Below are 11908 nucleotides of genomic sequence, written 5' to 3'. Positions count from 1 at the left end.
AATTTTAAAGAAAGGAATTTTCTTATTTATGAAAAAAGAAAGAATACAGAGTTTAGATATACTAAGGGCAATTGCACTTATACTTATCTGTGTTTATCATTGGTTTTCCTATAAAGGAACTTACATCGGTGTTGTTATATTTTTTGCACTAAGCGGATATTTGGTTACAAGCGGTCTTCTTTCCAGAGATTTTACAATTTTTTCAGTAATTAACCGAAGGCTAAGAAAAGTTTATCCAAGTTTGTTAATTGTAATTCTAGCTTCAACCATTGCATTATATTTTGTAAACAACGGACTTGAAATGAAATATAAATATAGTGCGATATTTTCCATATTGGGATTAAACAATATTTATCAGATTTTTTCAAAAATGTCCTATTTTGATAATTTTGGGATTATATTACCGTTAACACATATTTGGGCTTTATCATTTTTAATACAAATGTATATATTTTTCCCATTTTTAGTACAAGGACTTAAAAAAATGAAATTAAAAAATAATACAATTGGAATTATTTTTTCAGGAATTGGGATAATTTCTGCTTTAATAATGGCTTTCGTATTTTATACAACTTCAAAATCTCCAGAAGGAGCAGATTTTTCAAGAATATATTATGGAACTGACACGAGAGCCTTTGCATTCTTTTGTCCTGCTGCAATAGCATGTTTTTATACAAATAGGAAAATAAAAAATAATACCGAGAAAAAAATTATATCTGTTTTAGGAATCTTAGGGTTATTTTCATTAATTTTCTTTTGTTTTGGACTAGATTACAGAAGTGCTTACAATTATTATGGACTAATGTTTTTATCAAGTATTTTGATAGGATTTACAATTGTTTTATTCTCAAAACCTGAATTACAAAAATTCAATCTTTCAAAATATAAAAAAATCTTTAATCCAATAATAAGATTAGGACAACATCAATATCAATACTATTTGTGGCAATATCCAGTTATGATATTTGCACGTGAATATTTTAAATGGACAAAACTATCCAACACTCAGCAATTTTTTATTCAAATTATTGTTTTAGTGGCAATTTCGGAATTAAGCTACTTTTTATTTGAGAAAAAAAGTATAAAATATATAAGCTACCCTGTTTTAATTTCTATTTTTGCAATTTTAATATACTCTCCAATTTATGAAAATAAAGATTTGGAGGAAATGAAAGCAGCACAAGCTGCGGCAGCTAACGCAACTGTAGAAGATACTAAACCTTCTCAACCTACAACTACTCCAGCAGCAACACAAACTGGAAATTTAACAATGGACGAACTTCTTAATGCAATAAATACTCCATCAAAAGGTATTGAAGAAGAATCAAAAATTCAAGATGAAATTTTGCAAAAATATCCTAATGATGAAAGGGAAATATTGTTTATCGGAGATTCTGTATTGGATATGACAAAAGTTGACTTAAAGAAAAAATATCCAAACGCAATTATTGAAACAAAAGTTGGACGTCAATTTTATGAATTACCAAAGATGTTAACAAATTATGCTCAGAGTGGAAAATTAAAAAAAATTATAGTAATTGCACTTGGAACAAATGGTACAATTTACGAAAAGGATATGAAATCTGTTTTGGAAACATTGAAGGGACATGATATTTACTTTATAAACACAGTTATGCCTGATCCATGGCAAGATAGTGTTAATGCGGAAATTAAAAAGGCAAGTGCTGAGAATCCAAATATAAAGGTAATTGACTGGTATTCATACTCAAAAGGTAAACAGCAGTATTTCTACAAAGACGGAACACATCCAAAACCTCATGCAGCGAAAAGATATATTAACCTGCTTTACTCTGTACTAAGCAAAGATATTTTAAATTCAACTTCAAATACAAACACAAGTACAAAATAAATAATTTAACAAAAGTTATCTTGTACTAATATTTATTTGAACCAACCTTAAAAAGTCAAATATATAATTTAACTACACAGTAAGGATTGATTTCTGTATAAAGCAGAAGTTAATCCTTTTAATTTTTTCTTTACTCGGATTTAAAAAAAAATATAGTATCTAAAGTTAATTTTAAAAAGTGCTTCTCTTATACATATTTTTATTTTAAATTCGTTATTGTCTTTCTGCTTCTAATTTTTGATATATTTTTATTGTTTACTTTATTTGATTATTTAATAAATTAGTATTATTTCTCGTTTAAAAATAGGAATTAATTTTTATAATAGGCTTGTTTAATAGCTAATTTATAATCATTAAATTATTTTTTAGATATTTTGATTAATAAATATTTTTTCATAATCTTATGTTTTTTCTTCTTATTTTCGTAGGATTGCTCATTGCGACAAAACCTTATCTTGGATTAAAAATTTGGAATAATTTCGTTATTTAAATAGGGTTTAGTATAAATAGTTTTGATATCATTTAAAATTTAATAAACATTGAAATTTTTATTCTTTTTTAAGTGATAATAAAATATAAAGACCTAAACTTAAGCAAAAAATTATTCTAAAATTTTTTTCAATATTATGTTTAAAAAAGAAATAAAAAAGTGTTGAAAAAGTTTATTCAATATGATATAAAGTATTCGTAAATTAAAAATTAAGTTAATTTTTAGAGAATAATATTTTAAATTATACTCGATTTTTTTTATTGAACTAACTTTTTGGATAAAAGCTATCATTAAATCAAATATTTTTGAGATTTGAGTAAAATATCCATAACTTTTGAGTTTAATTTCAAAATATTATTATAATAATTAAAAAGTGTAGAAAGGAGAATACGACTAAAAAAAATTAATACAGCATACTTTTGAAAATAAAAAATTGAAATTATTTAAATGGTTTTAAAATTAAATTTATAAAAACTAGATAAATGTAATATCCCATTTAATATTACAATTTATCTTATAAATAAAAGGTTATTATAATTGGTCGTAAAAAGAGAAATGAAAGAAATATTGAACTTGTATATTGTTAGGCATGGACAAACTGAATGGAATGTGCTGGAGAAATTTCAAGGGCAGTTAAATTCACCTCTTACAGAGAAGGGAAAAGATCAAATTAGAAACACAGCCTTGATTCTTGCAAATATTGACTTTAAAGCCATTTATACAAGTGAACTGGAAAGAACAATTGAAACAGCTAAAATTCTTTTAGAAAATAATAATGTGGAGAAAAAGAAAAATCAACATGAAAAATTGAAATTACAAAAATTGAATGAATTAAATGAAATTTATTTTGGTAAATGGCAAGGGATGAGCTTTAAAGAAATCTTTGTAAAATATCCTGAAGAAGCTCATAATTATTTCTATGATGTAAAAAATTATTGTGCAAAGAATGTCCAAGGGGAAGAGTTGACAGATGGGCTAGAACGATTTTTACAAGGATTGAATAAAATTACAGAGCAAAACAGTAATGGAAATATCTTAGTTATTACACATGGAACTGTTTTGGAATTGTTTTTTAACTATATCGAAAATAAGAAATCACATGCTCTGGATGAAAGAAAATTAATTGGTAATGGAGAATATAAAATTTTTGTTTACAAAAATGGAAAATACACTATGAAGTAATTTTTTAAAATTTATGAAAATAGATTATTTTAACTTTTATGAAAAATACAAAGAAATAGAAATTTTGAAAATTTTATAATACTATAAAAAATATCCTCAAATTCTAATAATATTTGATTTTAATAATCTGATATTAAAGAGTTTGTAAAATAATTTTATAGTATTAAATAAATTCCAAACATACATAAAAAAATTAAGGAGAGAAAATAATACAATGAGAATTTGGATAATTGGTGGAACGAAAGATTCTAGAAATATTTTAGATGAGATTTTAAAAATGAAAGATAAAAAGATTATTATTAGCACTGCAACTGAATATGGAGGAAAACTACTTGAAGATGTAGCTAAAAATGAGAATGTGGAAGTAATTTCAGAAAGATTGAATGTATTGCAAATTGAAGATATGATTTTGGAAAAAAATATTGATTTAATTGTCGATGCGAGTCATCCATACGCACAAAATATTAGTCGTACAGTCATCTCAATGGTAAGTTACTTAAATGAAAGGGCTAATCAAGAGAAAAAAGTAAAATATATAAGATTTGAGCGAAAAATGGTTGATTATGGAAACGAGAATGTATTCAAATTTCAAAATTTACAGGAAGTAATCAAATACTTACAACAATTTGAAAATAAAAATGTGCTTAGTACACTGGGTTCCAATACTTTAGCCGAAATAAACGAAATTAGTGATAAAAATAATTTATTTGTACGAATTTTACCAACAACTTCTTCGATAAAAAGTGCAGAAGAACTTGGATATTTACCTAAAAATATCATTGCTATGCAAGGACCATTTTCAAAAAATATGAACATTGTAATGTTGCAAGACCTAAAAATAGATTACTTAATTACAAAGGAAAGTGGCGAAACTGGAGGAGAACTGCAAAAAGTAGAAGCTTGTCAGGAATGTGGTGTTACAATTTTGGCAATTAAACGTCCTGTTTTAGATTACGGTACAGTTTTTAACACAATTGAGGAATTAACTGAATACTTGGTTAAGCTTTAAAAATTTTAATAGAATTAAAAATTTAGGGATAATTTGAATAAGTAGTTTTTCTTTTTAGTATTTAAAAATAAAAAAGAAAGACAAATCTTATGATAGTCCCTCTTTTTTTATTTTTATAAACTTATTATTTCTTTATCTAAATATTTATCTAGTAAAATTCTTTTGAATTTTCTTCATATCCCTGTCAATATCTTTTCTTTTAAGCGATTCTCTCTTATCGTGCATCTTTTTACCTTTTGCAAGCCCTATTTCCATTTTTACAAGCCTTTGCTTTGTATAAACTGAAATTGGGACAATGGTATAACCCTGTTCCTTAATTTTTTCGCTCCATTTTTTTATTTCACGTCTATTCAAAAGTAATTTTCTCACACGAGATTCTGCTACATTGTTGATATTTCCAAATTCATAAGGTGTAATATGCATATTCATTACAAAAACTTCATCACATATGATTCTTATAAAGCTTTCTTTTATACTCACTTTTCCAGCTTTTACCGATTTTACTTCTGTTCCCACAAGCTCAATCCCTGCTTCCAGCTTGTCTTCTATGAAATAATCGTGAAAAGCCTTTTTATTTCTGGCTAATACTGGCATCTTCCCTCCTTTTGTTACTTTGTTTTTTATTCTTCTTCGGTTTCTTCAATTTTTACTTTTTCTTCCACATAAGGTATAACCTCAATTTCCATTTTTGCATAACTTGCACTTACAATACTCACTTTCATTGTACTTCCCATAGTGTAGGACTCATTATTTCTTTTATCCACAATTTTAAAGTTTTCCTCATCATAAATAAAATTATCACGTGCTGTTGTAACATTGTAAACCACTTCTATGTGATTTTCCAGTTCCATGAATATCTTATTTTTATTCATCCCGCTAAGTCTAGCAATATAAACTTGTCCAATTTTATCCTGCATATACTCAATCAACTTGATTTTTACACTGTCTTCTTCCAGTTTATCCGCTACTCTTTCAGTTCTCGAAATACTTGAGGCAATTGCTTCAAAATTAGCTCCATATTTAGCCTTTTCTTTTTCGTTCATAAATTTTTCAATCGAACGTCCAAGCATTCTATGAACAATTAAGTCAGAATAACGACGTATCGGTGATGTAAAGTGCAAATAATATTTAGAAGCAAGACCAAAATGTCCCAGATTTTTGTTGGCATATCTTGCACGCTGCATTGCCCGTAAAATTAATTTGTGAATCAAATACCCTTCTGGCAGTCCTGTTGTCCTTTCTATTATGTTCTGAAATTTGCCAGGATGCATTTCTTCCAATCCTTTTAAGGAATATCCAAATTTTATCAAAGTTTCATTCAATGCCTGAACTTTTGCCTTGTCAGGATCTTCGTGGACTCTGTAAATTGCTGGAATTTCTTCCCAGAAAAGTTTTTCCGCCACAGTTTCATTTGCAATAACCATAAAATCTTCAATAATTCTTTCTGCTTCCCCTCTAGAACGCAATACGATGTCCTTTACGGCTTTATTCTCATCTAAGACTACCTTTATCTCAGGTAATTCAAAATCAATGCTCCCACGTCTCTTTTTGTTGTTTCTGATAATTTTAGATAATTCCAGCATATTTTTTAGCATTTCATCAATTTTTCTATATTTATCATATAGATTTCGATATTCTTCAGATTCTTCATTTTTTTCCAAAATTGTATTTACATTTTCATAAGTCATTCTGTATTTGGATTTTATAACCGATTTGTAAAAATCATTTCTTACAACTTTACCTTTTTTATCCAAATCCATTTCCACAGTAAAAGTCAGTTTATCCTCATTTGGATTAAGCGAACATAAATTATTTGACAATTTTCTTGGCAACATAGGAATTACCCTGTCTACAAGATAAATTGAGTTTCCACGCTTCAATGCTTCTGTATCAAGCTCGGTATTTTCCCGTACATAGTAAGAAACATCGGCAATGCTTACAAAAAGTTTATACCCATCTTCTGTTTTTTCCACATACACTGCATCATCCAGATCTTTCGCATCAGAGCCGTCAATTGTAATAATATCAAGGTGCCGCAAATCTTTTCGATTTTTTAGTTCTTCCGAAAAATCCTCATCAATTTTGTCCAGTTCCTGCAAAACTTCATTTGGAAATTTCTCCTCAATTCCTTCATTCAAAAGCAATGATGAAATCAATGCTTCCGTATCTTTTGGACTCCCCAGAACGCTTACAATCTCTCCTTCAGGCTTTCTTTCCTCATCTCCCCAGAAATCAACCTTTACAGCTACTAAATCTCCAGTTTTTGCACCTTTTATCAATTTTTTTGGAATATAAATATCCTTTGGAGAATTTCTTGGACGCACAAAGCCAAAACTTAAATTATGCTCAAAAACGCCAACAATAACATCTCGATTTCTTTTTACAACTTTGTAAACTTCTCCTTCACGCTTCTTTCCATCTGAACTTTCCTTCAAAATACGTACTAAAACTGTATCTCCATTCATAGCTGTATTCAAATAAGTTCCGGGAATAAAGACGCTAGCCTCCCCATTAATATCAAGAAATCCAAAATTTCCGCTCGAAATAGAAATTTCACCTTTCACAAACCCTTCCTTCTCAGGCAAGGTATATCTTCCATTCCTTTTCAAATAAATATCGCCACTTTCTTCCCAGGCATTCAAAAGCTGCTTATACATTTTCCGCTTTTTCTGGCTCCATTCCAACAGCTGCAGTATTTCCTGAAAAGTAAACTCATATTCTACAAGAACCTGTCTTAAATACTTTAGTTCTCTCTCTTCCTTAAGTTCCATCTTTTGATTTTTTTCATTTTCTTTTTTTATATTGTAATTTTTTCCACTAATTTTTTTTCCCTTATGAAAATTTTTATCGTTATTTTCAATATTTTTATATTTTTCTTTCTTTTTTTTATTTCCCATATTTTCCCTCTGTCTTTTTCAATGTATCAAATTGTACTATTCCTCATTTAAATAACACATATTTCATAAATTTTGAATTATGCTATTTAACAAGTATTTGAAACTTATTGTAATTATTATAATTTTTTATTTTTAATGAAGTTTAGTATTAATCTAAATTATAAAATTCTAGTAAAATATGCCTAAAACCTGTCAAAGTAATGAGTTTTCAGATATATTTTAAAGCATTTTTTTAGATTAGATCTATTTTTTAAATTTTATGCCTGGTTGGCTATTATTGAATTTCTAAATTTTATAATATTGGGATGAATAATCGAATCCTTTGAAAGTAAATATTTTAATTTTTCCTCAATTTCAAATTTTATTGCTTTATCTAAATCAGTTTTTGCAAGTTCTCTAGCTGTTTCCACACCTTCCCAGCTTCTCCCTTCCTCAATCGCATCTGAAAGATAAACAATCTTAGCAAGAATACTCATATTTTCTTTCCCAATCGTATGATATTTTATCCCATCCAAAATTTCCTCATCATCAATTCCAAACAATTCATAATTTTGCCGTACAAACTCAGCTCCTGCAAATCCATGAAGCACAGCGGTAGATTTCGACATCTTGTCATCTACTTCAGGATATTTCCCCTTCGTTAAGTCAATCATAACTGACAAGTCAAAAAATTTTGCCACATCATGAAGCCAAGCCGAAGCCGCAACTTTTTCCACATCAACATTATAAATCTCTGCAAGCTCTACAGCACATTTTACAACTCTTTCCACATGATTGTATCTTTTTTCATCCAAATATTTTTTTACATTTTTTCTAATTTTATTTATATCTATCATTCTTCTCGCCTCACTTAAAATAATTTTCACTAAATATTCTCATTATTACTATTATACTACACGACAAAGAAAAAAACAACAAATCTAATATATTAGAATAAAATACGAAGAATTAAAATAACCTTTTAATATTAAATCTTATCAATATAATAAATGTATAACTTTTATGCATAGTATTTATATATGCTACTACAATAAAAACTTTTAACTGAAATTATGAAAATATTAGTAAATTTAAGAAAGTTTCAAAATATTTTTACAAAAAAAGACAAAATACTTTTTTCAGAAAGTATCCTGTCCAAGTCATCTATATTTTTCATAATGCTATATTATCTTCATCTTTACAAAACCATTTATTAATATATTGCACATTCTCTATTTCTTTTTACTTTAAAATTTATCTACTTTTTGAATATTTTTAACAAAAAAAAATGGCGTCCCCGGTTGGACTCGAACCAACGACCCTCTGATTAACAGTCAGATGCTCTAACCGGCTGAGCTACGGAGACACACAAAAGAAAAAAGTTTGGCAACTACCTATTTTCCCGGGACGAATCCAAGTATCGTAGGCGTAAACAGACTTAACTGCCGGGTTCGAAATGTAACCGGGTGTATCCCTGCTGCTAACATCACCAAACTTTAAAAACTAAATTGTCAAGTTAAGACAATGAGAAATAAATAGTAGTAGTAAAAGATTAATTAAAAAGCAGATGTAATATTAGTACCAGTCAGCTGAATGCATTGCTGCACTTACACCTCTGGCCTATCAACCATGTGTTCTCCATGGATACTGCGAATACTCATCTCAAAGTCGGTTTCTCGCTTAGATGCTTTCAGCGATTATCCGTTCCAGACGTGACTACCCAGCCATGCCACTGGCGTGACAACTGGTACATCAGAGGTCTGTCCAACCCGGTCCTCTCGTACTAAGGTCAGATCTTTTCAGTATTCAAGCGCCTGCAGTGGATAGGGACCGAACTGTCTCACGACGTTCTGAACCCAGCTCGCGTGCCTCTTTAATGGGCGAACAGCCCAACCCTTGGGACCTTCTCCAGCCCCAGGATGAGACGAGCCGACATCGAGGTGCCAAACACTTCCGTCGATATGGACTCTTGGGAAGTATCAGCCTGTTATCCCCGGGGTAGCTTTTATCCGTTGAGCGACGGTCCTTCCATACGGAACCGCCGGATCACTAACTCCTACTTTCGTACCTGCTCGACCCGTCAGTCTTGCAGTCAAGCTCCCTTATGCGTTTGCACTCTTAGGCTGATTTCCATCCAGCCTGAGGGAACCTTTGAACGCCTCCGTTACTCTTTGGGAGGCGACCGCCCCAGTCAAACTGCCCATCTAGCACTGTCTCCGTTACCAGATTAGAATTTCAACGGCATATGGTTGGTATTCCAACGACGACTCTGTTAAAACTGACGCCTTAACTTCACAGTCTCCCAACTATCCTATACACACACAGCCAAAACCCAATGCCAAACTACAGTAAAGCTCCACGGGGTCTTTCCGTCCTACTGCAGGTAGTCGGTATCTTCACCGACATTACAACTTCACCAGGTCTCCAGCCAAGACAGCTCCCAAATCATTTCACCATTCGTGCAGGTCGGAACTTACCCGACAAGGAATTTCGCTACCTTAGGACCGTTATAGTTACGGCCGCCGTTCACCGGGGCTTCAATTCGAATCTCTCAATCCTCCTCTTAACCTTCCGGCACTGGGCAGGTGTCAGCCCATATACGTCGCCTTTCAGCTTAGCATAGACCTGTGTTTTTGGTAAACAGTTGCTTGGGACTCTTCACTGCGGCCTGTTTCCCCTTGAGGTGTTTCTCCTCTCAAGTATATCAGGCACCCCTTCTCCCGAAGTTACGGGGCTATTTTGCAGAGTTCCTTAGCTAGAGTTATCCTGTCGGCCTTAAGTTTCTCACTCTGTCCACCTGTGTCGGTTTACAGTACGGGCACTATTTCTCATCGATAGAAGTTTTTCTCGGCAGTGTAGGATCTGTGACTTATGCTAATGCACTTCCCCATCAGGTCTCACATTTAGACACGCGGATTTTCCTGCGTGTCCATGCTACGCCCTTAGAAAGACTATTCCGTCAGTCTTCTCACATACCTTCCTGCGTCACTCCGTCTCTCAAGCGATAATAGTGGTACAGGAATATTAACCTGTTTTCCATTCGCCATCACAATTTTGCTTATGCTTAGGTCCCGACTTCCCCAGGGCGGACAAACCTTCCCCTGGAAACCTTGGACTTCCGGCCGGCGGGATTCTCGCCCGCCTTCTCGCTACTCATTCCTGCATTCTCACTTCTGATACCTCCAGAATGGCCTTACGGCATTCCTTCAACGGCCTACAGAACGCTCTCCTACCAGGCGTGTAAACACGCCTCCGCAGCTTCGGTTTATGTCTTAGCCCCGTTACATCTTCGGCGCAGATACTCTCGACCAGTGAGCTATTACGCACTCTTTTAAGGTATGGCTGCTTCTAAGCCAACCTCCTGGTTGTCTGTGAATATCCACCTCCTTTCCCACTTAGACATAATTAGGGACCTTAGCTGGCGGTCTGGGCTGTTCCCCTCTCGTCCGCGGACCTTGTCATCCGCGGACTCACTCCTGACTATTAATATATGGTATTCGAAGTTTGCTTGATTTCGGTAAGCAGTACGCCCCCTAGACCATACAGAGCTCTACCCCCACATATCTTAACGTCAAGGCTGCACCTAAATGCATTTCGGAGAGAACGAGCTATCTCCTAGTTCGATTGGCTTTTCACCCCTAGACCTGCCTCATCTCCCAACTTTTCAACGGCGGTGAGTTCGGCCCTCCACTGAGTCTTACCTCAGCTTCAGCCTGGACAGGCCTAGATCACTAGGTTTCGCGTCTATGACTAGCGACTTAACGCCCTATTAAGACTCGGTTTCCCTTCGGCTCCACTTTATTAACCTTGCCACTAATCATAACTCGCAGGATGATTAACCAAAATCCACGCAGTCACACATAAAGTGCTCCTACCGTTTGTAAGCACACGGTTTCAAATTCTATTTCACTCCCTTGCTCAGGGTTCTTTTCACCTTTCCCTCACGGTACTCTTCACTATCGGTCAACAACAGTATTTAGCCTTGCGTGATATGGTCCACGCTGATTCACGCCAGATTCCTCGTGCCTGACGCTACTCGGGTGCTTCCAGTCACTATATGTATTTTATGTTCTACAGGACTATCACCTTCTTTGGTTCAGCTTCCCAGCTGATTCTACTTACATACATACAGTTTAAACATTATGACAATCCGTTAATGGAAGTCCCACAACCCCGTGCCAGCAATGCTGTCCGCTTGGCACTGGCACGGTTTAGGCTTTTCCCCGTTCGCTCGCCGCTACTTAGGGAATCGTTTTTACTTTCTTTTCCTCCCGTTACTTAGATGTTTCAGTTCACGGGCTTACCGTTTTCACGCATGTCCTCCAGACATGCAGGTTTTCCCATTCGGAAATCTGGGGATTAACGATTATGTGCATCTTCTCCCAGCTTATCGCAGCTTATCACGTCCTTCATCGGCTGTTGTTGCCTAGGCATCCTCCGTGTGCCCTTATTAGCTTTTTATCCAGAATAACTTTTACTCT

The 11908-nt window shown here is 33.2% G+C and carries 6 protein-coding genes, 1 tRNA gene and 2 rRNA genes; 3 read left to right on the top strand and 6 right to left on the bottom strand.

What is annotated here, in order from left to right; translation table 11 throughout:
• Positions 1-28: 28 nt before the first annotated feature.
• From QU666_RS01945 to cobK, 3 genes are all read left to right on the top strand, one after another.
• On the top strand, positions 29-1870 hold the full coding sequence (locus tag QU666_RS01945; RefSeq protein ID WP_021770130.1) for an acyltransferase family protein: 1842 nt from the start codon (positions 29-31) through the stop codon (positions 1868-1870).
• 1045 nt (positions 1871-2915) lie between these two features.
• Positions 2916-3542, top strand: a complete 627-nt coding sequence (locus tag QU666_RS01940) for a histidine phosphatase family protein (RefSeq protein WP_021769352.1) — start codon at positions 2916-2918, stop codon at positions 3540-3542.
• 214 nt (positions 3543-3756) lie between these two features.
• Entirely contained in the window at positions 3757-4551 is a 795-nt protein-coding gene (gene cobK, locus QU666_RS01935; RefSeq protein ID WP_021769351.1) for a precorrin-6A reductase, read from the top strand.
• 144 nt (positions 4552-4695) lie between these two features.
• Here the strand turns inward: cobK and smpB are convergent, their stop codons facing one another.
• The 6 genes from smpB to QU666_RS01905 form a co-directional block, all read right to left on the bottom strand.
• Positions 4696-5145, bottom strand: coding sequence for an SsrA-binding protein SmpB (smpB, locus tag QU666_RS01930; protein ID WP_021769350.1), 450 nt, complete (start codon positions 5143-5145; stop codon positions 4696-4698).
• A 26-nt stretch (positions 5146-5171) separates the two neighbouring features.
• Entirely contained in the window at positions 5172-7448 is a 2277-nt protein-coding gene (gene rnr, locus QU666_RS01925) for a ribonuclease R (RefSeq protein WP_021769349.1), read from the bottom strand.
• Between the two features lie 257 nt (positions 7449-7705).
• On the bottom strand, positions 7706-8284 hold the full coding sequence (gene yqeK / locus QU666_RS01920) for a bis(5'-nucleosyl)-tetraphosphatase (symmetrical) YqeK (RefSeq protein WP_232218447.1): 579 nt from the start codon (positions 8282-8284) through the stop codon (positions 7706-7708).
• Between the two features lie 432 nt (positions 8285-8716).
• Positions 8717-8793 (bottom strand) — tRNA-Asn (locus QU666_RS01915).
• A 15-nt stretch (positions 8794-8808) separates the two neighbouring features.
• Positions 8809-8921 (bottom strand): 5S ribosomal RNA (rrf, locus tag QU666_RS01910).
• A 61-nt stretch (positions 8922-8982) separates the two neighbouring features.
• A 23S ribosomal RNA gene (locus QU666_RS01905) occupies positions 8983-11888 on the bottom strand.
• Positions 11889-11908 lie beyond the last annotated feature (20 nt).

The sequence above is a fragment of the Leptotrichia sp. HMT-225 genome (assembly GCF_030644325.1).
GTDB classification, from domain to species: Bacteria; Fusobacteriota; Fusobacteriia; order Fusobacteriales; family Leptotrichiaceae; genus Leptotrichia; species Leptotrichia massiliensis.
This window is presented reverse-complemented; position numbering and strand designations above follow the sequence as displayed.

Bases quoted from the DNA above. Each gene is read 5' to 3' on its own strand.
- smpB (WP_021769350.1), bottom strand. From the start codon at position 5,145: ATGCCAGTATTAGCCAGAAATAAAAAGGCTTTTCACGATTATTTCATA.
- rnr (WP_021769349.1), bottom strand. From the start codon at position 7,448: ATGGGAAATAAAAAAAAGAAAGAAAAATATAAAAATATTGAAAATAAC.
- cobK (WP_021769351.1), top strand. From the start codon at position 3,757: ATGAGAATTTGGATAATTGGTGGAACGAAAGATTCTAGAAATATTTTA.
- QU666_RS01945 (WP_021770130.1), top strand. From the start codon at position 29: ATGAAAAAAGAAAGAATACAGAGTTTAGATATACTAAGGGCAATTGCA.
- QU666_RS01940 (WP_021769352.1), top strand. From the start codon at position 2,916: ATGAAAGAAATATTGAACTTGTATATTGTTAGGCATGGACAAACTGAA.
- yqeK (WP_232218447.1), bottom strand. From the start codon at position 8,284: ATGATAGATATAAATAAAATTAGAAAAAATGTAAAAAAATATTTGGAT.